Source organism: Candidatus Brachybacter algidus (assembly GCF_016707225.1).
GTDB classification, from domain to species: Bacteria; Bacteroidota; Bacteroidia; order Chitinophagales; family Saprospiraceae; genus Parvibacillus; species Parvibacillus algidus.
The window spans coordinates 1,330,626-1,356,269 of record NZ_JADJID010000001.1 but is presented as its reverse complement, the minus strand read 5'-3'; the positions used below and the strand labels follow the sequence as shown (position 1 = coordinate 1,356,269).

General features: G+C 35.5%; 21 protein-coding genes and 2 tRNA genes. 10 read left to right on the top strand and 13 right to left on the bottom strand.

The features are described 5' to 3' along the window. The first annotated feature begins 12 nt into the window (after positions 1-12). Together IPI15_RS05525 and IPI15_RS05520 are read left to right on the top strand one after the other, a co-directional pair. Positions 13-2,463 (top strand): putative glycosyltransferase family protein, encoded by a 2,451-nt coding sequence (locus IPI15_RS05525; RefSeq protein ID WP_287401278.1) that lies wholly within the window; start codon positions 13-15, stop codon positions 2,461-2,463. A gap of 3 nt (positions 2,464-2,466) precedes the next feature. Then, entirely contained in the window at positions 2,467-3,954 is a 1,488-nt protein-coding gene (locus tag IPI15_RS05520; protein WP_287419433.1) for a lipopolysaccharide biosynthesis protein, read from the top strand. A gap of 218 nt (positions 3,955-4,172) precedes the next feature. Here the strand turns inward: IPI15_RS05520 and IPI15_RS05515 are convergent, their stop codons facing one another. Continuing rightward, positions 4,173-5,159, bottom strand: coding sequence for a Gfo/Idh/MocA family protein (locus IPI15_RS05515; protein ID WP_287401276.1), 987 nt, complete (start codon positions 5,157-5,159; stop codon positions 4,173-4,175). Between the two features lie 276 nt (positions 5,160-5,435). On the opposite strand from IPI15_RS05515, the gene IPI15_RS05510 reads away from it, so the two are divergent. Then, the gene (locus IPI15_RS05510; protein ID WP_287419432.1) at positions 5,436-7,700 is read left to right on the top strand and encodes a TIM-barrel domain-containing protein; all 2,265 of its coding nucleotides are present in this window, start codon (positions 5,436-5,438) and stop codon (positions 7,698-7,700) included. Between the two features lie 395 nt (positions 7,701-8,095). Here IPI15_RS05510 and IPI15_RS05505 read toward each other — a convergent pair whose 3' ends face one another. From IPI15_RS05505 to IPI15_RS05495, 3 genes are read right to left on the bottom strand one after another with little or no spacing between them, the layout of a single operon-like run. Continuing rightward, positions 8,096-8,731: a rhomboid family intramembrane serine protease gene (locus tag IPI15_RS05505; RefSeq protein WP_287401274.1), complete on the bottom strand. Its 636-nt coding sequence runs from the start codon at positions 8,729-8,731 to the stop codon at positions 8,096-8,098. Between the two features lie 9 nt (positions 8,732-8,740). Then, complete coding sequence (locus tag IPI15_RS05500) at positions 8,741-9,211, bottom strand: 23S rRNA (pseudouridine(1915)-N(3))-methyltransferase RlmH (protein WP_287401273.1); 471 nt, start codon at positions 9,209-9,211, stop codon at positions 8,741-8,743. Between the two features lie 9 nt (positions 9,212-9,220). Beyond that, positions 9,221-10,876 carry a hypothetical protein gene (locus IPI15_RS05495; RefSeq protein ID WP_287419431.1) on the bottom strand — a complete coding sequence of 552 codons (1,656 nt, stop codon included), beginning with the start codon at positions 10,874-10,876 and terminating at the stop codon, positions 9,221-9,223. A gap of 181 nt (positions 10,877-11,057) precedes the next feature. Between IPI15_RS05495 and IPI15_RS05490 the strand changes: the two genes are divergently transcribed. Further along, positions 11,058-11,546, top strand: coding sequence for a SixA phosphatase family protein (locus IPI15_RS05490; protein WP_287401271.1), 489 nt, complete (start codon positions 11,058-11,060; stop codon positions 11,544-11,546). Beyond that, positions 11,543-11,869 (top strand): DUF4296 domain-containing protein, encoded by a 327-nt coding sequence (locus IPI15_RS05485; protein WP_287401270.1) that lies wholly within the window; start codon positions 11,543-11,545, stop codon positions 11,867-11,869. The genes IPI15_RS05490 and IPI15_RS05485 overlap by 4 nt, the downstream gene beginning before the upstream one ends. Before the next feature lie 244 nt (positions 11,870-12,113). Here the strand turns inward: IPI15_RS05485 and IPI15_RS05480 are convergent, their stop codons facing one another. From IPI15_RS05480 to IPI15_RS05455, 6 genes are all read right to left on the bottom strand, one after another. Further along, a complete protein-coding gene (locus IPI15_RS05480; RefSeq protein ID WP_287419429.1) occupies positions 12,114-13,388 on the bottom strand; it encodes a putative porin in 1,275 nt (424 codons plus the stop codon). A 119-nt stretch (positions 13,389-13,507) separates the two neighbouring features. Next, positions 13,508-14,620, bottom strand: a complete 1,113-nt coding sequence (locus tag IPI15_RS05475; protein ID WP_287419428.1) for a T9SS type A sorting domain-containing protein — start codon at positions 14,618-14,620, stop codon at positions 13,508-13,510. A gap of 51 nt (positions 14,621-14,671) precedes the next feature. Further along, positions 14,672-15,520, bottom strand: a complete 849-nt coding sequence (locus IPI15_RS05470; RefSeq protein WP_287419427.1) for a hypothetical protein — start codon at positions 15,518-15,520, stop codon at positions 14,672-14,674. An 18-nt stretch (positions 15,521-15,538) separates the two neighbouring features. After that, positions 15,539-16,501, bottom strand: a complete 963-nt coding sequence (locus tag IPI15_RS05465; protein WP_287419426.1) for a M16 family metallopeptidase — start codon at positions 16,499-16,501, stop codon at positions 15,539-15,541. Further along, a complete protein-coding gene (locus IPI15_RS05460; RefSeq protein ID WP_287419424.1) occupies positions 16,407-16,916 on the bottom strand; it encodes a peptidase M16 family protein in 510 nt (169 codons plus the stop codon). Before IPI15_RS05460 ends, IPI15_RS05465 begins: the two co-directional genes overlap by 95 nt. A 6-nt stretch (positions 16,917-16,922) precedes the next feature. After that, positions 16,923-18,221: a M16 family metallopeptidase gene (locus IPI15_RS05455; RefSeq protein WP_287419423.1), complete on the bottom strand. Its 1,299-nt coding sequence runs from the start codon at positions 18,219-18,221 to the stop codon at positions 16,923-16,925. A gap of 273 nt (positions 18,222-18,494) precedes the next feature. Here IPI15_RS05455 and IPI15_RS05450 point away from each other — a divergent pair, with 273 nt between their 5' ends. Continuing rightward, the gene (locus IPI15_RS05450) at positions 18,495-20,165 is read left to right on the top strand and encodes an LptF/LptG family permease (protein ID WP_287419422.1); all 1,671 of its coding nucleotides are present in this window, start codon (positions 18,495-18,497) and stop codon (positions 20,163-20,165) included. 51 nt (positions 20,166-20,216) lie between these two features. Next, positions 20,217-20,786, top strand: coding sequence for a DUF4833 domain-containing protein (locus tag IPI15_RS05445; RefSeq protein WP_287401263.1), 570 nt, complete (start codon positions 20,217-20,219; stop codon positions 20,784-20,786). Between the two features lie 143 nt (positions 20,787-20,929). Here IPI15_RS05445 and IPI15_RS05440 read toward each other — a convergent pair whose 3' ends face one another. From IPI15_RS05440 to IPI15_RS05430, 3 genes are all read right to left on the bottom strand, one after another. Continuing rightward, complete coding sequence (locus IPI15_RS05440) at positions 20,930-21,463, bottom strand: aromatic acid exporter family protein (RefSeq protein ID WP_287401262.1); 534 nt, start codon at positions 21,461-21,463, stop codon at positions 20,930-20,932. A 1,062-nt stretch (positions 21,464-22,525) separates the two neighbouring features. Next, positions 22,526-22,610, bottom strand: a tRNA-Ser gene (locus IPI15_RS05435). 76 nt (positions 22,611-22,686) lie between these two features. Then, a complete protein-coding gene (locus IPI15_RS05430) occupies positions 22,687-23,424 on the bottom strand; it encodes a superoxide dismutase (RefSeq protein ID WP_287419421.1) in 738 nt (245 codons plus the stop codon). Positions 23,425-23,627: 203 nt separating this feature from the next. Here IPI15_RS05430 and IPI15_RS05425 point away from each other — a divergent pair. The 3 genes from IPI15_RS05425 to IPI15_RS05415 all read left to right on the top strand — a co-directional run bounded on the left by IPI15_RS05425 (position 23,628) and on the right by IPI15_RS05415 (position 25,528). After that, positions 23,628-23,704: transfer RNA gene (locus IPI15_RS05425), tRNA-His, on the top strand. Positions 23,705-23,841: 137 nt separating this feature from the next. Beyond that, positions 23,842-25,095 carry a pyruvate dehydrogenase complex dihydrolipoamide acetyltransferase gene (locus IPI15_RS05420; protein ID WP_287401259.1) on the top strand — a complete coding sequence of 418 codons (1,254 nt, stop codon included), beginning with the start codon at positions 23,842-23,844 and terminating at the stop codon, positions 25,093-25,095. A 58-nt stretch (positions 25,096-25,153) separates the two neighbouring features. Then, positions 25,154-25,528: a GxxExxY protein gene (locus IPI15_RS05415; protein WP_287401258.1), complete on the top strand. Its 375-nt coding sequence runs from the start codon at positions 25,154-25,156 to the stop codon at positions 25,526-25,528. Positions 25,529-25,644 lie beyond the last annotated feature (116 nt).

Genomic DNA, 25,644 nt, shown 5'->3' with positions numbered 1-25,644 from the left:
ATTCTCTATAATATGAAACAAATTTTTGGTAAGATTTGGCCTCATCTTGCGGTCATACTTGGTTTAGCCATTTTCAGTATTTTTTATTTTTTACCTGAAAATGCAGAAAATAAAGTGCTTCCACAGAGTGACGTTCAACACTCACTCAGTATGCAAACTGAGATTAGAAAATACCAGGCTGAAGAAGGCAGGGAAATTCTATGGACCAATTCAATGTTTAGCGGTATGCCATCCTTTCAGATCTATGGAGGTGGAGGTCATACTTTTGATTTCGTTCCAAGATTTGTTTATTCTGCCATGCAGCTCACCAAAGGCATATCAAGCCCGACCGGTCTGTTATTTGCATGCAGTATAGGATTTTATTTGATGATGCTATGTTTCAGATTTAATTGGAAATATGCACTTGCGGGTGCTTTATTATTTGGATTAAGTACATCATTTATCCACCTTATTGGCACAGGACACGTGAATAAAGTCATGGTCTTGGCTTTACTACCCCCTACGATAGGCGCTATGTGGCTGTTATATCAGGGAAAATACCTGTTAGGTTCTGCTTTGACTGCTCTTTTTGTCAATTTACAGATAATGACCAATCACCCGCAGATCAGTTTTTACTATGCTTTCCTTGCGGCATTTTTTGTCATTGGAATAGGTATTCATATGATCAGAACAAAACAAGCCAGAACCTTTATTATTGCCACAGGTTTGCTTGGAGCCTCAGCTATTGTAGGAGTTTTGCCCAATTTACCTAAACTATTAACCACTAAAGAATATTCTGAAGAAACAACACGTGGCGCATCTTTGATTACAAAAGATGGTAAAGTCGCTCAGGGCATGGACAAGGAATATGCATTTGGGTGGTCATTAAGCGTAATGGAATCCATGACGCATTTTATTCCAAATATCCTTGGAGGTCCAAGTAATGAATTTTTCGTACAGGATGAAAACTCTAACTCTATGAGGGCGCTCCAAGCTTTAAATAATTCTGATCAGGCCAATCAATTGGCGCAAGCGACATCAAAATATTTCGGAGAACAAGCCTTTACTGGTGGCGCTTGGTATTGGGGCATCGGAGTGGTATTTTTGTTTTTCTTGGGCTTTTTTAGCACAAAAAGTTGGATGCGCTGGTGGGGACTTGGGTCCTTAGTATTTCTTGTATTCCTCAGTTGGGGGAAATATTTTCCGGCATTTAACTACTTCCTCTTTGATCACTTCCCACTATTTAATAAGTTTCGGGCAGTTTCTATGGCCATCAATTTAGGTCATATGGTGTTGTTGCTTATCGGCCTATTTGGACTAAGAGAATTTTTTGCATTAGACAAAGAATCTCAAATAAAAGCTATAAAAATGACGCTCATTCCAATGGGTGTGATTCTATTGATCGGCTTTTGGCAAGGTTGGATGGTGAATTTGTCAGGAAGTGTGGATGAACAAATAAAAGCTTTTCCGGATCTTATCTCTGCATTGCACAAAGACAGAGCTGCATCCGTTAGATCTGATGTGTGGAGAGCACTGTTTTTTGTATTGGCTATAGGTGGATTCTTTTATTTATATGCCAAAAACGAATGGAAGCCCGGTTTAGCACTTTTAATTGTTCCTGCATTGATTCTAATTGATCTCGTCACTGTAGATAAAAGATATCTCCCCAACAGTCGTTTTGTGCCCAATTCGGATATGACCACGGCGGAAGAACCAAGACCTGTTGATCTTCAGATCATGCAAGACAAGGATCTTAGTTTTAGGGTAGTTGATTTTAGTACCAATCCTTTTCAGGATGCATTTCTAAGCAATTTCCATAAAAGTGCAGGAGGATATCATTCTGCCAAACTGGGTATCTATCAGGATGTCATCGAAAAGTACCTTTCTAATCCCAAGGATTATCTTTATGTATTTGGAATGTTGAATACTAAATACATAATTGGCGGTGATAAAGCTAATTTAGGTGTTCAAAAAAATCCTACAGCAATGGGCAATGCCTGGTTCGCAAGAGATATCAAATTTGTTGATAGCGCTGACCAGGAATTTAAATCTCTGGGCGACACTGCCAATATTTATAAAGCAGTTGTAAATAAGTCCTTCACTCCTTCCATTAAGTCACCAAGGGTTAATTTTGATCCAAACGGAAAGATCACCATGACCAAGTACATTCCTGATGATATGACATACACTTATGAGGCAGCAAGTCCTCAATTTGCTATATTTTCAGAAGTATACTACCCAGAGTCTAAAGGTTGGCATGTGTATATAGATGGACAGAGAAAGGAAGGATTGGTTCGCACCAATTATGTGTTGAGAGGAATTGAAGTTCCTGCAGGTAAACATACTTTGGAAATGAAGTTTGAGCCATCTTCTTATTATGCCGGTCAAACATGGGGCAAGATTGGTTCTATCATTCTGATATTGATGCTGCTGGGTGCAATATTCCAGGAAGTAAAGATGCGGAAAGAGCAAAATACGGTTTAGGTCTTGTTTAATTCTCCCGGCAAACAATCCATTGTCAGGATTCTGATCAGTATTGCAGGTTCCATAATAGGGACTTTGAGCACACTTTTCATCTATCCGCTTGATATGCCATTGCATGGATTGAGCATGTTTATACTGACTACATCATTGATGTTTACACCATTTCTTATGTTTGGATCTGGTGCTGTAGCCATCAACAATTATCAGGAGTTCAGGACAGATGACCGGAGAGACAATGGTTTTCTGAGTGTCATATTTTCCATGTACCTTTTTGGGTCGGCATTGTTTGCCTTGGCCTTTTTCTTTGGTGGTGATTGGATGTCGAAATTTTTCTATTCAGGAAAGGCAGAGTACAACAAATATTTTGGTTACATCTTGCCGCTGACAATCCTGCAGGCAGGTTGCGCCTTGATAGATGTCTATCTTAACAACTTCACCAAGGTCATAATACCTGCGCTCTTCAAGGAATTCTTGTTAAAACTGACGTTGCCCTTACTTATTGGGCTGCATGTGCTGGGGTATATATCCATCCAGACTGTGATGATAGGCCTGCTTGGAAACTATCTTCTAGCCTTGATTCTATTACTAATTTATACCTTTTATTTGCGTCGTCACAGCTTCACGATCAACTTTAAGTTTCTAAATAATGATCGGGTCAAACGTATCACCAATTATGCATTTTTTGCTATCCTTGGTGCATTTGGTTCTCAGCTGGTGAATTATTTGGACATTATCATGATCAAGGCCATTCTTCCGCCTTTGGAATTTATCTCAGTTTACGCTACACACTACAATCTCGCCAACTTCATTAATATGCCTATCGTGGCAATTATCGCAGTTGCAGGGCCATTAGTTGCAAGATATATTGGGGAGAAAAATGAAGAGAAATTGGCCCACATTTATAAATCTTCCTCCACTATTATGTTGCTTTTAGGATGTTTCCTGACTGCCTGCATCATGTTTAATATGGAGTCGATCTATGGATTAATGGCCAATGGAGATGCCTATCGCTCAGGATTCATGGTATTTGTTTTCCTCGGACTAGCTAAACTTTTCGATATGGCCACTGGTCTCAATAGTCAGATCATCGGTTATAGCAAATACTACAAATTCAATTTCTATTCAGTCATGATCCTTGGTCTTCTGAATACTGTATTTAATTATGTGCTCATCCATCGCATGGGCATCAGCGGTGCAGCACTGGCTACCTTGATCTCCATGACCCTATTCAATGTTTTCAAGCTGTGGTATGTAAAGAAAAAATTTGGCATCTGGCCATTTACGATGAAGGACCTTTATATCCTAATGATTACAATCGGTCTTGGCACAATGGTTTATTTCATCCCTGCCGGAGATAATAATTATGTGCAGATAATTGTCCGTTCCGGAATATTTACCTTGCTTTTCTGGGCAATTGCGATCAAGTTTGATTTTTCTCCACAAGTTTCGATGTATTTTTGGGGTGTGGTGAAGAGGTTGAAGGGGAATTAGAAATGGGTAATGAGTAATGGGTAATCGGTAATAAGGTTCTGAAGGAATATTGCAACGAATTTATGATTTTTTACTTCGGAAAAATCTGTGTAATTAATATAATCCTTTAAATATCTGCCTTATTTGGCAGGCAATCGTGATTCAGAAAAAGATCAATAAACGATAATTTCAATCCTCCTCGGTCTAGTGTCTAGCATTGAGTTTGTAGAATATACTCCCTACCTCCTCGCCATCTTATACACCTCCTCAATTATATCCACCACCTTCATCCCTTCCATCGCATTCGTACTAATGTCAACACCCGTCCGAATGACGTCGATGACATTGTTGATGACTAAACTATGAGTTTTGGTATTGTCAAGTGGCTGGAAAGGATTTTCAATTGGATGAGATGTATGGTACAGGTCAATATTTTCAAGGTATTGACCTGATACCTTTATTGCCCCTGCGTCTCCACTTATGAGCACTGAGCTTTCAACGTTTGTAATTGGGGCATTTATTGAATATCTGAAACTACCGGATGCCTTTTCTGCTGTCTTAAAAGTAAATATTCCATTGTCTTCGATGTCTGGGACATAGTCATGACTTAAGTTGGAGATCTGAGAAGAGGTGATATTCAGGTCTCCAAATAGCCAGTAAATCAGATCAACAAAGTGCGAAAACTGTGTGAATAATGGACCTCCATCCATATTTGCATTGCCTCTCCACGCATGTTGCAAACCTTCTCCTGAGAAATAATATCGCTTATCTCTATTCCAGAATAAGTTGACCACGACTTCCTTGACATTTCCTAATTGATTGTTTACTATCAAATGTTTTAGAAACTGTGCGTTGGCAGTATATCTGTTCTGCATGACGCAGAAGATCTTTACGTGTTTGTTTAGCGCATGAAATATGACATTTTCAGCATCCTTCTTAGTGAGACTCATGGGTTTTTCTACAACAACATGTTTCCCGTCATTGATACAGATGATAGATTGTTCGGCATGCAACCCATTTGGAGTGCAGATATTTACCACATCTATCTCCGGTATTGAGATCAGCATCTGCTCAATATCCTTGAAAACGGGAATTCCGTCTATGCTTTCTTCTTCTAAGTATGGATCGCAGATAGCAACAACTTCTGCCTCCGCATTCCCCAAAAGAGTATTGTAATGTTTTCTGCCTATGTGGCCAAAGCCAATGATGGCAAACTTTATTTTCATGGGGTGAAGGTAGGAAAAAAGGTTAGAAATCAAAGGTCAGAGGTCAGAGGTAAGAGGTCAGTAGTCAGAAGTGAGAGGTCAGATACTAGATTTAGATGGTAAACGATTAATCTTAGATTCTAGAAACTAGACTCTAGACGCTAGATATAAATAATGGAGAGGCTATTATGACGTTTGAGAATTGGATATATGGAATGAGTGTGCTTCAAATTATTTTAAACTAATTGTATTTTTCAAAGATTAAAGAGTAAAATTGTAGAATCAAAAAATATAAATGTGGACAGTTCTGAGCAAAATATTGACAATGAAGACAACAAAGAGCCTATCCGCTCGGCCATCCATTACGCAAATGGAGATATTTTAAGATTACATTTCTCCAGCATTGAAGATAATTTTACAGAAAGAGACTTTAATGTTTTTGGGAAAGATTTTACCTTATCAGTACCTTCAGCTGATCATCTAACTAAGATTCTGTCTACCTTCTATGAAGATTATAGGGTTGATTTCAATCCAAAATTAGATGATTTAAAGCAAAGAAGTTGGGAGCTGAAAAGGAAGATAAATAAAACTGAATCTTTCTACGGCCTTGGAGATAAGCCGCTCACACTTGATCTCAGAGGAAGAAAATTAATGAACTGGGGAACCGATACCTACGCTTATCCATATGCGGCGGATCCTTTATATAAAAATATACCTTTTTTCATATCTGTGACAGATTCAGCATGTCATGGAATATTCGTGAATAATACCTTTAAGTTAAATTTTGATTTTGGAGCTTCGGATGACAACCTAACTATTTCAGCACCCGGAGGTATGATTGACCTTTTTATTATTCCTGGCTCCTCTCCTATTGAGGTTATTACAAAATACACTTTATTGACAGGAACACCGGAATTGCCGCCATTGTGGGCACTTGGTTATCATCAGTCAAAATGGTCATATGTACCGGAAGCTGTTATTTCACATATCGCTGTTGAATTTAGAAAATTGATGATTCCGTGTGATTGTCTTTACCTGGACATTGATTATATGGACGGTTACAGAGTGTTTACCTGGGATAAAGAAAAATTTCCTAATCCTCCCCACTTAGTGAATAGCCTAGAATCATCAGGTTTTAAAATAGTTGCCATCATTGATCCCGGGATAAAGATAGACGCTGATTATCTGATCTATGTGGAAGGTATGGAGAACGATTATTTTGTAAAAGATGCTGAAGGTGAAAACTATATAGGGCCTGTATGGCCTGGCTACTGCCACTTTCCAGATTTTACAAGAGATGAGGTAAGGAAATGGTGGGCTGAGCATGTTAGAAAATTGTTTGATAGCGGTATTGACGGTGTTTGGAATGATATGAATGAACCGGCATTATTCAATAAAGACGACATGATTCAGACACAGCGGACTTTTGATGATAATGTTGTGATGGATTTTGAAGGGCATCCGGGTTTGTTTTCCGAAGGTCATAATATCTATGGGATGAGGATGTCAGAAGCTACATTTGATGGTGCCAAAGCTGTCAAAAACAAAAGACCATTCGTGCTTACAAGATCTACATATGCCGGAGGGCAGAAATTTGCTTCTGTATGGACCGGAGACAATGCAGCAAATTGGGAACATCTGAAAATAGCTAATTATCAATGCCAAATGTTGAGTATCAGTGGATTTTCCTTTACTGGGAGTGATGTAGGAGGTTTTGTAGGTGAGCCTGACGGTGAACTTTATGTCAGATGGCTGCAATTGGCTTTGTTCCACCCTTTCTATAGGACACATTCGTCCAAGGATTTCGGAGATCAGGAACCATGGTCTTATGGAGATGAGTGGACCAATGCTGCCAGATCTGTTATAGAATGGCGTTATAGGCTCCTGGGTTATATTTATTCAACATTTAAATCCTATTCTGAATCCGGTATTCCAATGATTCGGCCTTTATCCATCATTCATTGGGATGAGACATCAAAAAAGCGACAATTTGATGAATTTTACTTTGGCGATGCTCTTTTAGTAACTCCAGTAATGGAGCCAAAACAAAGTGGCTCATGGGTGGATCTTCCTAAAGGTGATTTTTACCATCTTGGATCAGGGCAATATTTTGAAGGTGGTAATTTGGTTTTTATAAAGAATGATTTCCAAGTGGCCCCGGCTTTGTTAGTTGGTGGTCATGTGCTCCCGATCTGGCCTGTGATGCAATATACCGGACAGAAACCGATCACTGAAGTTGAGTTATGGTGTGGTTTTACAGAAATTTCTAAGATGAAAAGTGTGATGTACCTGGATGAATTCGATGGCTATGAATACAAAGAAGGTCAATATGTTCAGATAGATTTTGAATATTTATATGCTGACAATAGTATTGAGATCCATTGCACTTCTGACGGGAGTTATGTCTCTAAGATTCAGAAATATGTTTTTAAGTTATTTTTAAATAATTCCGTTCCTAAGAGTGTAAATATTGATTCAAATCAGACAACATTCAATTTTGAGAATAATATGCTGATTTTTGAATTTAACAAAGTACCTAAGTTGATTAGAATTGAGTTTTAAGAGGGTAATGTATCAATTGAAAGAAAAGATAGGTTTAATTGAAGTGGAAGTTTCTTGGATTTTCTTAAATGTCCATTCCGTATAAGAAAATGTAACACAGAGATTCACAAAGGTTTGGGTGTATTTCAATATGAAAATAGCTATATATTTATTGCATAATTGATATAATTTAATTTTTTTGAGTTGCAAAGAGGGATTTTAATCGGTGATTAAAATTTGCGCGCAGATGAAACAGATCCTATAATTTTAGACTTTTTGATTACTGATTACTGATTACTGATTACTGATTACACTGATTACTGATTACCGATTACCGATTACTGATCACTGATTACTGATTACAGATCACTGATTACCGATTACTGATTACTGATTACTGATTACTGATTACCCTATCACCCTATCAACGCCTTCGCTCCATTTATCACCTCTTCAATAAAATAATTCCAAAGTCCCGGTTTGAGCATCAAAGTAAAGACAAAGCCAAAGACCGCTCCGGTCAAATGCGCCATATGATTGACATTATCATTGGCTTTTTTGTCCTGATAAATGCTGTATATCACATAGAGTAAAGCTGCGACTATAGTATATATTGGAATGATGCCATACAAATATATTTTAGCCCAAGGATTGAATAAAACATAGGAGAATAGCACGGCAGAGACCGCACCAGAAGCTCCTAAACTTCTATATTCAGGATGGTCTTTATGTATAAAATAATCGATCAGATCTGGTACAGCGATGCCAAGTAAAAGCAATAAGGCATAATATACTCGACCCTGGTCACTGAAAACTTCAATGAATGTCATCTCGACAATTGTACCAAATTGGTACAAGACGAATAGATTAATGATGAGGTGTATGTAATCCGCATGCACAAAACCACTAGACAATAAACGATAGTACTCATTATTGTTTTTCATTCTGTATGGCCAACCGATCCATTTGCTAAGCATTTGAGGTCTGGAAAAAGCCATGACTGAGACAATCCCACAGGCGATTATAAATATGAGCGTAATAGATAAATTCATTGAAATATATTATTCGTTGTGATATGGATGATTATTAATAATCGCAAAAGCACGATAAAGTTGTTCCATAAAGATTAATCGGATCAACTGATGTGAGAAAGTCATTTCTGAAAGCGCAATTTTGCCATCAGCTCTATCGTAGACAGAAGAATGGAAACCAAATGCCCCACCAACAAGAAAGATTATTCTTTTTGATCCGCTTATATTTAAAAGCTTTTGAATACTCTCTGCAAAAGCTCTACTTGTATAAGATTTGCCCTTCTCATCCAGTAATATCAAATGATCTTCTTTTTTCAATTTTGAAAGGATTTTTTTACTTTCTTCCAATTTTATTATTTCTGCATCTTTCAAATGCTTGATATTATCAATTGTCTCAACGTTAAAGTTTATAAAACTATTGAGCCTTTTTGAAAAATCATTCTCCCAATCTTTAAATTCTAATGAATTCGTCTTTCCGACCATCCAAAAACTGAAATTCATAATGTGCGATTATAGATATGAAAAACTTCTCAGACTTTTGATCAAACTTTTTCGATTACCATAATTTGATAATACGTATTCCATTATTTCTTCAATTTCGTCATTAAGCATAGCTTTTGACAGATCTTTTATTATGTCTTCCAACATTTGATTTGACTGGCTACCTACATGTGCATCCAGATATTGCCCCAATTTTTCTTTCAGAAGATCAAGAGCTGTTTCAGCATTATTTTGGAACAGAGCAACCATTATCGGCATTACAGCTTCAAGATCACCGTATTTTTGAAGATAACTCATCAATTCTTTCAACTTTCCCGCATTGAATAAGATCTTCGAAAATAATTGAACCTGCTCCCCTTTGTCCTTTTTGAAATATTTTGATAGAGAAATTTGTTTAGCGATTTTGGGATTGTCTGCAGCGATACTGATCAAAATTTTTGAATTTAATTCGTTTTCATCCATTGTATCTTTATAAATATGTTCGAACAACATTCCGTACAATTGATCCTTACTAGCAGAAATCAGATAAGCTGCTAGTTTTAGTATTAGTTCAGATGACTCATCCCCTGTCATTTTGAGGATCTTTATCTCCAGAATTCTATCCACATTGGCATCCTGAAAATTATTTCGTTCAATAATTTCTAAGAAGCCGGTGATATTATCTTCATTGTCTATGTAGTCGCTATAAAATTCAACCAGATTAAAGTTTTTGGTAGAGGTTAAAAATGAATATAATTGGAACAGCCATTGGGCCTTTTCTTCGCCGTCACTCACAGATATCTTCTCTTCCAACAAATTTTTTACGATTTCAAAGTTCTGTTCCAGATTTATGCGTGCAAGCTCTACCGCATTGTCATGTTTGAAGTAGTTGTAGTTGCGCAATGAAATAAGTTCAATAGAAATTTTAGTGATTTTCCTCCTCAGTAAAGGCGCAATCGTTTGACTGGCTATAGCCATTAAATTGTTATGTGATTTTTCTACTATAAATTCAATATTTTTAGCTGGTTCTTTAAAGTCCAATTGATAAATTCTGTTAATAATCACTTCGATGATGTCGAGCGCACCTGACCAGTCATTATTTCTAAGCAAATGATCCGTTCTAAATAAATGTAATTCAAATATTTGGCAAATCAGTTTTTTGGACTTTATGCTGTATTTACCTCTTACATCCATATGTGACTGGATGATCTGATTGAAATAATCATTAAAACTCAGGCCATACTGAATGAATTTATAGCTAAAATATTGCTTAAATAATTTGTTGAATGCTAGATTATTGGATGCGTAGAATTTTAGAAATCCTCCCAGTTCGTCGGCATTCAGTACATCAAAAAGTTCTTCGAAACCAACCTTCCGTTGTTCGTTTACAGGTTTTAACCTTACAGTCTTAATTTGTCCTATATACAGCAATCCGGTGATGTGTTTACATCCCTTATTTGTCTTAAAATGAGTACAGTCGCAATGAAAATTTAAAACTAAATGTTTGGTTTTGTTTAATGTGACATGAATAGGCTTTAATCCAATTACGTTATAGGTCGCCTTTGTAACCCCTTTATTCTCATCGATGTCCCAGTCACTTCTCTTTTGACTGAGATCAAATCCTTCTTCAAGCATAGTTGCTGAAAAATATGATTCAAATTCTGAAATTTTAAATTTATTAGTCAAATTATTGATTGAAATTAATTAAAAACTCTATTTCTTAAGATTTATAGTTCCTTTGATTAAATTAATGGATGACAATGAAATAAAGAAATACCCACTTTAGTTTAAAATTTATACTTTTTATTGGTTCTCAATAAATACCTTTACTCCATATTTAATCAGGCAAGTTAAGAAACATCTCTGTATGAAAACCATTTATTTGATTCGTCACGCTAAATCATCATGGGAAGACCTCAATTTGGATGACCATGAAAGGCCTCTTAATGAAAGAGGAAAAAAAGACGCCGGACGCATGGCTCGTTATCTAGAAGGTATTGGCATCCAACCTGAAATATGTCTATGTAGCACTAGTAAAAGAACGAAAGAAACATATTCTTATTTTACACCTATTTTTATGGGTCTTCCTTTAAGTCTTCTTCGAAAGCTGTATCATGCATCTGTGGATAATATTGTCGATGAGATCAAAAGTATTGATAATAATTATGATAAATCATTTCTGTTTGGACATAATAATGGCATAAGTGAGTTTGTTTCTATTATTCAGAATAAACAAGTGTCACTATCAACATGTTCTTTCACTGAGATTCTATTTGATGTCGATGATTGGAAAGAAATAGACCTTTTGAATGCAAGAATTAATGCTGCAAAGGCCCCAAAGGATTTACCGGTATGAAGCAAATTACTTTCTTTTTCTTTAGTATTTTGTTTTTGACTTCCTGTTCTAAGTCTACTCCGGAATTATCAAAATCTGATTTAAAATTTGCTGATATACTTGCCGAAGTATACTTAGTAAACGGATTAGCAAATCAAGTACAAACCGGAAGTAAAGACAGTTTAAGAACACAACTTACCATACAATTATTAAAAGCACACGAAATTGACACCACTGAATTTTATAAAAAATTATATCAGATGGAGAAGAATCCGGCGAAATTTAAATTAACCTATGATACTATAGTAGCGCGATTAGAGAGCATGAAAAACAAAATGAACTAAAGATTTTGAGGTAATTAAAGTGCTATTAATTAAGTAATTATAATCTGATTTTCAAAGACTCCCTCTTGGCCCCCTCAAAAGCGAGAAATCTACTCAATGGCATTTGTGTTTAACTTTTAAAATTTTATAATTCTGTTTATCTTTTTTATTTTGGAAGCAAAGGGTTACAGCTTAAATTACTTCTAATTTCTAACTTCTCATTTCTAACTTCTTACTTCTAACCCCGAAACCTGAATAAAAGTACTTAAAAACTAAAGTGCAGCCTGGCAGTAAGTATATTGTCCTTAAGATCTGAGCTTATAGCTTTTATTGCTTCATTTTTGATCCAATCATAATAGATAACTAGTTTGCAATGCTTATTCATGTAGTAACAATATCCAAATCCCCATGTATCATATCTCAAATCACTTAAATTGTAGTTTGAAGGATCCATCGATGAATTACTACCAAAGGTGGTATTAGGATCATAAATATCATATTTTATCATGACCTGATGTTTAGTATTGATGATATTTTGCAGGAATATAAAATATGCACCTGCAAATGGTCTTATGTACACAGGTTCTGAAGATGAAGATATAGCAGTAAAGGTAGAGTTTTTATTCGCTGGTTGCACTCCTTTTATAAACTCTCCTCTTATTTCAGATGCACCCCAAGCATGCTTAAGTTTAAGCTGGATGTCAGCTCCGTAATATTTTCTATCTATACGTTTGCCTATATTTGATGTTTCATTTGTCGAACTCAAGCCAGTATTTTTAAACTTGTAGACTTGCTCATTATTACTTCTTATTGCACCAAGATATCCTGATGCCGCAGCTGACAGTGACAATTTTGGTGATAATTTTAATTGCAAATACTGAATCCTGGTGATGATGTCTTTATAATTATCTTGTTCTGAAGTAGTGTAAAGACCAGAACCATTAAATAATCCAACAGAGACTTTTATTTTATCATACCAGGCTCCTTGATTAAGTAAAGAATGATAATTGAGCATAACTCCCATATCACGTTCTCTTGGAAAGAGAATTTGATTCATTCTACCTCTTTCAGGTGATTCTCTCGAACCTGAACTTAGATTAGTTTCAAAGCCAAAAGGTTTGGCAAATAAACCCATAAATAAGGAGATTTTTTTCCATTTATGGTCTATCAATTGTCCATACATATCTCTCACCACTACTCCTCGCTCAGTGGCATCTACTTGCAGTGCAAAAAAGACAATTGGCATCTTATCTCCAGAATATAAATAATCAATTTTAAAGCGAGCTCTACGCAACATAATTCTGTTGTCAGAATATTCACTAAAGTCTCCACCGGAAAAGTTTTTTACTCCTTCAGAGGATGCCTTTTGGTATTGGGCTTGAATATATCCTGATAGGTTGAGGTTGCCAAACTTAGTAAATAGAATTTTTGTAGAATCACTTTTGAATAATATAGTATCTATATCTGTCAAGTTTTGTGCTGATACATCAGTATTTAAAATTGATATTAGTACGAATAAAACTCGATAACATTTTTTCATTGTGCGCTTTGTTTCATCATTATGTTAATACTGCTCTAGGGCCGCTTGTCGAATAATCGATTTATATACCAATTTTTAGAAACACATCTATTTTCTTTATAAACTCAAGCTGAATTATTTTAAGGAGAAATAATTGTCAGCCTTTTCGATTGAATTATCTTGCCTGTTCCGTCAACCAATGCATAAATGTAGATTCCTGGTTTCAAATCTGATATATCGACAATATCAAATTTTGAATTATTGATGTAGTACGGAGTAGATTTCTCTAATTTACCGATAAGCGAATACATCTTAAACGTATACCGGCCTGCTGGTATATTAGAGAATTCTACTTTGATGTTCTTTGTATATGCCGGGTTGGGAAATAGAGTAATGTCAGGTAGTCCGGCGGGTTTGTCTTTAAGTAATGCAGTTTTATCAGGAACCATATATTCCGCTCGTAAGACAGTTTCGTGACTAGCATCTGTAGATAACTTTAAAACAGGAAATATATACTTTGGTGAATAAAACAAAATGTCCACTTTAGATGAAGGGAGATCATTTATGTTGTCAGCAAATAATGTAGAAGCATCCACCCACTTGTAGTTACCGGTTTTAGTATCTATCGTATAATCATATGACTCTTCTCTTGTGATCCTTGTGCAGGGAGACAAGGTAATATCTGGAAGAAAAAGTTTTCCTACACCATCTACCCGGTTCTTTCTGGTGATGAGCACATTCAACCTTATACTATCAGGCAATACTGGCAGTTTTTTTAAAAATGCATCTTTCAAATTATCAATCCCAAATTCGATATAAGTTTCGGATACTTCAGTCAAAAGCTTACCCATTTTCAGACCTGAAAGATTTTCTTTAAAAGAGTTTGTGTATTCTATGTTAGATCTATAACCTATTTCGAAGAAGTCACTCCCAGCGTATCCTGTCAAACCAAGGTTGGTCTTAGTTATGTTATAAAAATAACTTTGATCATTTGAAGATTTGAAAACTAAACTGCTTCCTTTTGGGATAAAACTTTCTTTGGAAGGTGAACTAGTTTTATAGTTGATTATATACGGAGATGCCAAAAGGCCATAGTCCCAAAATTTGACATTTCCTTTGGCCGGTAGCGTCTTTTTATCGGGAGACTTGTCCATTTGATAATAATAAGATGCGCCAATAACAGGCATTTTAACCTGGGCTCCAATAATGTTTGGTAAGAAGAATAGAAATAACAGGAGTTTTAATGCGTTCAAATTTAAATATTCAGATTAACAATGATATTATTTGTGAAGAATATTACAAATCTAAACATTCTTTGATAATTGTTCGAACACATTAGTGACTATATTTTCTGATGTACTTGAAGAATAACGTGTCCTATGGAAGGATCCATTTTCAGGATTGAGACCACATACATAGACGTGATAATGTGAATTATGATCGACAACGCAGTATACGGCCAATGATTTCCACCCTTTATTCGACAAATCAGTTTGTATTGTTCTTTCAATGTTTGTGGCTTGTGACACCTCTGATACATGTATCTTGGACAGCAATTTCCTAAGTTCCCCATCTGCCCTTTTAATCAAATACGCAGTTACGTTTTGTGCTGCATTTGGGATAAATTCCTTTGGATGAAATTGAAATGAGGCAAAATGATTCAAATTCTTCCCTATTATTGCTTCATGCTCATTTGGCAAGATAATACCATCATATATTGACATTAATCGCTCTAAGTCCACAATTTCAGTATCGATAATCGTGATATTCCACTCGGGAAATAATGACTTTGCAAGAAGTTCAGCTCTTTCATCAATAACACATACACGCGCATTATCATTTAGTTTGATATGAATATTATTGTTATTTGTTTCTTCTTTATAAATAAGAATATCAAACTTAGTATCTCTATGTGATAATGCAGCAATAACAATTTCATCCTTTGGTTGACCATTAATACCAGAAAGGTCTAAGCAAAAGACATCACATTTTCCACTTAATAATGCTTCTTCAGCCAATTCCATTGCATTTTCACTCGGTGAAAGTCGGAATTCTAGTAAATCTGATTCCTTATCAAAAAATGCAATTTTGGATTGTAAAGTTTGACTTTCTTGAATTGCTCTTGTGCCTGGTAAATGTCCTATTGTATACAAAAGATGAATTTTATGCTATTATGAATTAATTTGGTTGCCCTCGAAATCATAGATTTTAACAGGGTTGGGCTTTGCGATTTCCGCTAATTGATCAATGACTTCTTCTTCATTCCCAACTACAATAATATGCAAATTGTCAGGTTGAAGGTATTTACGTGCCATATTATAGATATCTTCAATAGATACTGAGGCTATTTTTTGAAGGTGTGTGGTGAAATAGTCATCCGGTAATCCAAATTTCTTGATTGCCAGGGCAAACTTAGCAATTGTCTTTGGATCCTCAATTGATCTGGAAAAATTTCCACTGATCACATTTTTAACCTGCAAAAGTTCTTCCTCAGATATATTAACTTCTGTTAGTTTCCTTATTTCGCCTATAATTTCCTTTATTGCCTGCCCTGTCACCTCGTTTCTCACATTTACTGATGTGAAAAATGAACCTATATTTTCATCATTTTGTAATTTTGAATTGATTCCATAAGTAAATCCTTTTTGCTCACGTAAGTTTAGATTCAACCTACTAGAGAAATATCCACCCAGAATACTATTCATAAGATTAGCGGCAACCATATCGCTATTATACGGCTGAAAATTAAGAGCGTATGTGATCGCAATTAGCGACTGGACTGCACCTTTTTTATTGACAAAATTTACATCTTGTTGAATTTGTGGAAAAGAATTATCAAAAATCTGTTTTTCAAAGTTGGAAGTTTTCCAACTTCCAAAATGATTATTTGCCAAAATTACTGCCTCAACCAGCGAAATATTACCTTCAAATATAAGGTATGAGCAATTTGGAACAAAGTTGACTTTATGATAATTAATGCAATCTTCCAGAGATATATTTTTGAGAGATGATTCCGTCACGACCTCGCTATAGGGATGCTCATGAAAAAATGTAACTTTTTTTGAAACATTTGAGGCTATTGCATCGGCTTCTTCCTTTTTGAGCTGCAATATTTGATTGATACTGTCTGACAATATTATCAAATTCACTTTGAGGAAATGATGGATTTAAAATAGCATCTGCAAATAATCCTATAACTGAACTAAAATGTTTCTTTAATGATGAAGCATAACCACCAATTGGCGTTGTGGCAACGCTAGCTCCATAGAAATCAACTTGCTCATCCCACGATGATTTGTTCATTGAAGATGTCCCCGTTGATAGCATTTGCCCGGTTATCTCAACAACTCCTGCTTTAGCGCCCTGCTTTGTCAGACCATGGTCAATAAACAATTGTAGATTAACTCTTGGTAATTTATTATTTTCGACTACTATTAACTGCAGACCGTTAGGTAATGACGCATACTCAGCTTCTTTAAATTTAATTTGAGGCGCTGTGGTTGGCTTTGGTTGTATCTTTCTAAATTCGTGTATATCTACTATATTCATATTCTTTTAAATGGCAGCTTCTTCTTCTAATTTAGGCAACCAGTGAAGGGCTACCCTATTCTCTTTTTTGAAATATTTTTTTGCAACTTTTTGGATGTCCTCTCTTGTCACTGCTGTAAAATGCTGCAGCTGTTCATTGTACATTGAAGTATTCTTAAAATAAGTATAGTAAGTTGACAGGCCTTCAGCTATTTCCAGAAGGGAAGACTTTTCATAAACCAGTTGGGTCTCTGTCTGATTCATCAATTTCTGAAATTCTCTTTCATCCATTAATTGATTCTGAATACTTATCACCTCATCATCCATAGCTTTCTCTAGTTCGTCAACCGAAATCCCCATATTCCCAATAGCAAATTGGAGAACAACTCCGGGATGTTCAAGGTCGAAAGGAAAAGAGCCTGTATAAACAGCTTTCTGTTGCTCATCAACCAAAGCTTTATGCAATCTTGAACTTGCACCTCCGGAAAGCATATCTGAAAGAAGTTTTACAGCGAAATAATCACCTATTGCATAACCAGGTATTCGATAAATGTGAACGACTGCCGGCAGTTGAACATTATCGAATATAGTATCTCTGAGTTCATTTTCTATATCAGGTTCTATTATATCGGGTCTATATACTTCGTTTTCTCCTTTCGGAATTAACCCAAAATATTTATGTATTAGCTCTTTAGTTTCATTTACCTCAAAATCACCTGATATGCATAATACAGCATTGTTAGGGACATAATAAGTGTCATAAAAATGCTTGTAATCATGTTCCTGAGCTGCGTCAATATGATCCATTGATCCAATGACAGACCAATTATAAGGATGACTTTTAAATACGCGTTTCATGCCTTCTTCTACCAAGGTTCCGTATGGCCTGTTGTCATATCGTTGTCTTCTTTCCTCTTTCACCACAGATCTTTGGGTTTCAATTCCGGTTTGATCTACTTTGGCGTGCAGTAAACGCTCAGATTCCAACCATAAACCTGTTTCAAGATGATTTGATGGAAATAATTCGTAATAGAAAGTTCTGTCGTTTGAAGTGTTGGCATTCATAGTACCACCTGCATTCTGAACAATATTAAAAAATTGACCTCTTGGAATATTCTCAGATCCTTCAAATAATAAATGTTCAAAAAAGTGTGCAAATCCAGTCATTTCCGGATTTTCATTTTTCGAACCCACATGATACATCATTGAAACTGCTACCAGAGGTGCTGTATTGTCTCTATGAAGAATTACATGAAGACCGTTCTCGAGATCATATTCTTCGAAAGGAATGATTATATCATTTATTGTATCAGTATTTTTGTTCATGTATAATAGTGTTCGATTGATTGCCTTATTAATGAAGGAAAATCAATTTAGTTCAAATTGAATCTTAATATGGCTGGGCAAAAGTAGAATAATTACTTATTTTATATATAAATATTTGATATATCATACAAGTTACATAACATTGCAATGCGTTTAAAGAATATTAACTATCTATGAAGTTTAACGTTGTTATAACCGCATGCTATTCTAAGTCTTTAAAAAATGACTGAATTTTTTGTTTTATTTGCACTTAAATAGAAACCTAATACAGGCTTGAAGACCATTGACAAAATGATTATCAGAGGATTTATTCCTCCATTCATCGTAACATTCTTTATTGCGTTGTTTGTGTTGACTATGCAATTTCTTTGGGTTTGGGTGGATGAACTTGTCGGAAAGGGTGTAGGAGTATTGATCATACTCGAATTGCTGTTCTATCTTCTACTATCATTTTTTCCAATAGCTTTTCCAATTGCGGTATTGCTGAGTTCCGTTATGTTGATGGGTGGATATGCAGAGCGATATGAGTTGTCAAGTATGACTTCTGCAGGAATCTCTTTGATGCGCATCATGAGGCCATTGGTGATCATGGCCAGTTTAATCGGAGTACTTAGTTTTGCATGTTCAAACTTTCTTTGGCCTGTGGCTAACTTAAAATACAGGTCCCGTTTACTCGACATTAAAAATCAAAGGCCTACACTTAGTATTCAAAAAGGAGTTTTCAACCATGATTTTACTGGGTTTGTCATTAAAGTGACAGACAAAGCGAAAGACGACAGGAATGTAAGTGGAATTATGATTTATGATAACCAAAAGCAATTGGATAAACTAAATCTGATTACAGCCAAGAAAGGTGAAATGTACACAGAAGCTGCGGAGGGTCTTTTTGTAATAAAAATGTATGATGGGCATCAATACCAGGAGGTTGCCAGTCAAGGTGGGTCAAATGCTTCCTATCCATTTGTTAGGACAAATTTTAAAGAGTATACCAAGATATTTGACATGAGTCAGTTCGACTTTACTCAGACTGATCCTAATTTATATAAGACACATCAAACGATGTTGAGTATTCCCCAACTTGCTACTGCAGTTGATTCTATAGATGCTAGGATGCGCACTGCATCATCCCTTATGATGGCAAGTGCTACATCTACATTAAAGACAAAGATGTCATCCAACTATACTAGTTTTGATCAGGGCAGGAATAATATTGACAGGCAATATTTTCCTTCAGTAGATACATCTGAGCAATATCTGAAAAGAATTGGCAGGATTCAAAAAAATCTTCAGAAAGATAATTCAAATATTAAATCAACTTCTTCAGTTGGAAAGGAAGCGATATCTACTCCTGCTATAAAGATAAATTCTATTACTGCAAAAGACCTTTTAAAAGCACCCACCATTCAGAATGGCACTCCTTTGATAAGTCAAGTCAATGAAAAATATAAATTAGCTAGTTTGAGCTATTCAGTCTCATTAGCTAAAAGTGCACAGAGCACTATCGAATTACAAAACAATATTTATGATGCTGAAAATGAATCCAGGATCAGACATATTTTTGAAATGAATGTAAAATTTGCATTTGCTGCCATCTGCATTGTATTTTTATTTATAGGAGCACCGATGGGAGCAATCGTAAGAAAGGGAGGATTTGGGTATCCATTACTAGTTGCCATCCTATTTTACATGGTTTACCAGGTCTTATATACAGCCATGAAGAAGTCGGCAGATAGTCAAGTTGTAGCAGCTTGGGCAGCTCCATGGATTCCTGTTTTTGTGATGGGTGTATTCGGTTTTGTTCTCACCAGAAGAGCAATGAGCGATAGTAATCTCAATCTTGATAATGTAACAAAGCTATTTGTGACTTTTTTCAACAAAGTATCAGAAAGTTACTATCAACTAATTGATTTTGTGCTAAAGAAATTTGATCGAACTAGTAGATAAAATTGTTTTTAATTTTATTGTTTCTGCTTAGTTTAAAAAAAACATGGTAATATGATGATCTCTGGCAATTTTAAGCCAATTTTAGTTCTCTATTTAATAGTGGTATTTTTGCCTATGCTGGCTTTCACTCAAAAGATCATTCCGATGTATGATCCAATGCCTATTCCACCTTCAAATAAAAACATGTTATTTTATTTGCAGAGGACAATGGATAAAAATACTGTCATCTATGAAGTGAATTACGATGAAAATGGCAAAATTAATATTAAGGACCCAATAAAAATCTATTGGATTGATTATGAAGAAGGTGGCAAGATATCTCAGCTGACAAATGTGCAGAGAAAGTTTGCCTATGGAATTAAATCAAAATTGGTAGATAAAAGAAGAGGAATATTTAAGATCATCATTGTTTCCTATAAAAATTTGGATCTGTATCTAATGCCTGGCGAAGATAATAGGTATATAATACGGACAAAAATCAATGGACAAGAATCTGTATTGAAAAATATATTAGTATACATTACAGGCGGTACCTACCTCAAACCTGATGTCAAATATGTTGAGATCACCGGGAATGAAATCTCCGATAAAAAACTTATTAAGGAAAGATTCCAACCTTAATATACTCTGCGGAAATAGGGTTGACTATCTTATTTGAGTTTATTTAAAAATTATATTGCCCAAATGTATTTACAAACAGCAAAGAGCAAACATTGTGAAAAATTCAGTTCCAAAGTGGTCACATCTATTTCCAATTAGTATATCTATGATTTTGGATCAATTATATCTGAAGGTAAGAAGGGTCTTTTCTTGATTAAATGAAATATTTTATTGAAACCTATTGTAACCATCAGTGCAATAAGACAGCCAATTATGACACATGATAGCCTTCCAAGTGCAAGTCTCCAATCGTGAACATGACTACTGTCTACCATTAGGACGACTATTGCTGCCAAGGCACTTCTGATTGAACCTTGAAGTTGAAGAGATAACCCGGCAATTATAGTCAGAACAATACCGATGCATAGCATAATGAGATTTGGTGCATGGACAAAAAATAAACCAAAACCTATCGCACATCCTAATAGATTGGCCTTCATCCTGTCCACAGCGAGTTGTGGACTATTATCCGGAGAAATCGCCACTACTACAGAAACTACTGACCATTGGAATGGAAGTTCCGGAAAATAGATGAAAAGAATATAGCAGATCACAACACCAATTATACAGCGCGTAGCATAAAGGGTATTGTCCCATCGCAATAGTTCTTTGTAATCTATTATTTCTTTATAATTCAATGCTTACCATGTCTGATTTCTGTTCAAAAGTACAAACAATTTACTTTGTTAGATAAATAGATTGATTGGAGTATTTTGAAGAGACTGTTTAAGTTTTCTTTGAACCACAACTTTTTAAATTAAAAACACAGGCCATAATCAAATTGAAACCAAGAATAATCTTTTTTCAGCAAAAGGGCCAAAAGCTAATAGCCACAGGCCAACAGCATTTTCAATATTTATTAAAAACTTGAATTTATAATTGGGATTATTCCATGATTCTTATTGTCTCAGGTGATTGTGGAATGCAACTTTTTAAATTGGTTCGCTCCTACACAATAATAACAAAAGCAAAGTTAGAACTTCCCCTCCTGAGGGGTGGCCAAAGGCCGGGGTGTCATTTGTAAACTGAAATTTGATGTAGACGGGATTATTACATGATCCCTATTGTCTCGGGTTATGGGAGAATGCAAATTTTTAATTGGTTCGCTCCTGCGTCGCTGTATCCTTTTTCAATTATTAAAATTTAAAAGCGAGCTTTTATTAGGGCAACTTAGTACAAAATTATGCTTTGGGAGATTTAGTGCAGTCGGGATTATTGCATGATCCCTAATGTCTCGGGTAATGGGGAAATGCAATTTTTTAAATTGGTTCGCTCCTAGCGTCGCTGTGTCTTTTTTCAAATATTAAAATTTAAAGCGAGCTTTTATTTTAATAATTGATACGAATGAAATTATTTGGTTTGGGTGGAATGGGATTATTACATGATCCCTATTGTCTCGGGTTATGGGGGAATGCAAATTTTTTAAATTGGTTCGCTCCTGCGTCGCTGTGGATTTTTTCAATTATTAAAATGTAAAGCGAGCTTTTATTAGGGCAACTTAGTACAAAATTATGCTTTGGGAGATTTAGTGCAGCCGGGATTATTGCATGGTCCCTAATGTCTCGGGTAATGGGGAAATGCAATTTTTTAAATTGGTTCGCTCCTAGCGTCGCTGTGTCTTTTTTCAAATATTTAAATTTAAAAGCGAGCTTTTATTTAAATATTTGAAAAAATCCACTTTGAACCAATTTAAAAAATTGCGGAGAGACAGGGATTCGAACCCCGGGACCTGTTACAGTCAACAGTTTTCAAGACTGCCGCATTAAACCACTCTGCCATCTCTCCAATATCTTTACTTTCTTTTCTTCAAAAGAGTTCGCAAAGGTATATTAATATTTTAAATATCCTAATCCTTTAAAAATTATTTTTTAGCATATTGCTCACCAACGAAGTCCCAATTCACTAACTTCCAGAAATTTGCGACATAATCGGGACGCTTATTTTGATATTTAAGGTAATATGCATGTTCCCAAACGTCAAGACCTAATAATGGAGTTCCTTTAAATCCAAGCTTACTCATCAATGGATTGTCTTGATTTGGAGTTGAATAAACGTACAATTTGCCATTAGCTCCTTTTACTAGCCAGGCCCATCCAGAACCAAATCTAGTTTTTGCCTCAGCTTCAAATTTTTCTTTAAACTTATCAAAAGATCCAAAATTGTTATCAATAGCAGTAGCTAACGCTCCTGAAGGTTTGCCTTGTCCATTTGGTGTCATACTTTGCCAAAACATAGAATGATTGAAGTGCCCACCGGCATTATTTCTTGTTGCCATATCTGTGTTATTTGCCATGCTACAGATTTTTTCCAGTGAGTATCCCGCAGCAGGCTTTCCTGCTATGGCGGCATTAAGGTTGTCTACATAACCCTGATGATGCTTAGTGTAATGTATTTCCATGGTTTGAGCATCTATATTTGGCTCAAGAGCATTGAAAGCATAAGGAAGTTTCGGTAATGTAAATTTTCCACCTTCAGGAAAGGTTTCTTCAGATATAGGTCCGTTATCAATATCCTCAATCTCTGAAGCAAACAAAAAGCGTGAAGCCATTAGACTAAAAGACGCAAGTCCTAGTCTTTTAAGGAAAATCCTCTTATCCATGATATATATTTTTTATGAAATAATTATAATATTCCTTTTTAAAAGCACATTAAAATTTAAAAAGTTCAATCAAACATCGAATTAAAAATAAAATGAGGTGTTAATGATTTCAATTTCAATAGTTTGCAAAATTCATATAATGATTTTTTAAAAAATACTTTTCAGGATATAAAATAATTTTATCTTTGCCATCCTTAAAGACGGTGATTGTAGCTCAGTTGGTTAGAGCGTCGGTTTGTGGTACCGAAGGTCGGGGGTTCGAGACCCCTCATTCACCCCAAAGCCGTTGGTTATTTTACCAGCGGCTTTTTTAATTTTTTAAAAAAGACAGAATCCTAAAACTTATTCCACATAATTTAGACTTAGATTTGTCAATTGTGTTAAAAAGTCTATTTTTGGGCTATATATAAATTTGAAATGGCTGAAGTAATAATGATGCCCCGCCTTAGTGATACTATGGAAGAGGGAAATATAGTTGGTTGGTTGAAAAAAGTTGGTGATAAAGTTAGTCCCGGCGATATCTTGGCAGAAGTAGAGACAGATAAAGCTACGATGGAGTTAGAGAGCTTTTATGAGGGTACATTATTGCATATTGGTGTTCCTGAAGGAACAATTGCTGTCGGCGCATTGCTTGCCATAATCGGAAAAGATGGAGAAGATATTTCCGGATTACTCTCCGGTAATGGTGCAAGTAATATGCCAGCTACTGAGCAGACTAAAGCGGATACAGCGTCTGCACAAGAAAAGCCTGACTCTGCAGAAGAAACTCAGCCAAAAGAAGAAGATAAAAAGAATGAAACCCCTTCATCCGCAGATAGCCGTGTCAAAGCAAGTCCTTTAGCTAAAGCCATTGCAAGTGACAAAGGAATAGACATATCTAAAGTTCATGGCTCTGGAGATGGTGGCAGAATCATTAAGCATGATATTGAAACATACTCTGAACAACCATCAGCAGCTTCTGTTCCTAGTCGCACCATAAATACATCCGGTGAAGCATACAAAGACTATCCACTAACCCAGATCAGAAAAACAATAGCTAGACGACTTGGTGAAAGTATGTTTACAGCACCCCACTTCTATCTTACACTTGAAGTGGATATGGAGGCAGCGATGCAAGCCAGAGAAGCTCTGAATAAGGGAGGAGAAGTCAAAATATCATACAATGATCTAGTTATAAAAGCTGTATCATTAGCACTTGTCAAGCATCCTCAAGTAAATTCTTCATGGATGAATGATTTTATTCGTGAGAATTATGTCGTAAATATTGGTGTGGCGGTTGCAGTAGGTGAAGGTTTGTTAGTTCCTGTGGTTAAAAATGCCAATTTTAAATCACTCTCAGAGATTAATTCAGAAGTTAAGACACTTGCAGGTAAGGCTAAAGACAAAAAACTTGGTTTGGATGAGATGCAAGGCAACACATTCACGATCTCTAATCTTGGTATGTTTGACATTGAAGCATTTACTGCTATTATCAATCCTCCGGATGCTTGTATTCTTGCAGTAGGAACCATTGTTGCGAAACCTGTAGTGAAAAATGGCGCTGTCGTAGCCGGCAACACTATGAAAGTCACCTTGTCGTGTGATCACAGAGTTGTAGATGGCGCTGTAGGAGCAAAATTCTTGCAGACTTTTAAGGGTTATATGGAGAATCCGGTGACGATGTTGTTGTAAGATTAAATTTATCTTATTTAGAAACGATTAATATTTTATCATTTTAAACTTCACACCCATGAAGGATTTAATTTTCAAAGATGAATGTTTCCAAATTATTGGGAATTGTATGACTATTCATAGAATACTTGGTCGAGGTTTTAAGGAAATAGTTTACAAAGACGCTTTAGTAATTGAATTAGAAAAGGCAAAAATCCCTTTCAGCCGAGAGAAAGAGTTTTCAATAAAATACAAAGGAGTGATTTTACCTCATAGTTACTTTGCTGATTTTGTTGTAATGGATAAGATCATTCTTGAAATTAAGAGTGTATCTGAAATAAGAAGTGATTTTTATGCTCAGACAATTAATTATCTAAAAGTTTCTGGTCTTAAGTTGGGTCTTATAGTCAACTTTGGAGAGCCAACATTACAATATAGAAGAGTAGTTCTTTAAAATAAATATTCCGGAGTCTGCTAAATATTGAATGATATTTTTAACAAATATTCATTTGTGAAAATTCGTGTAATTCGTGACAAATAATAGCTTTAAGAATTTATATTTATCCAAGA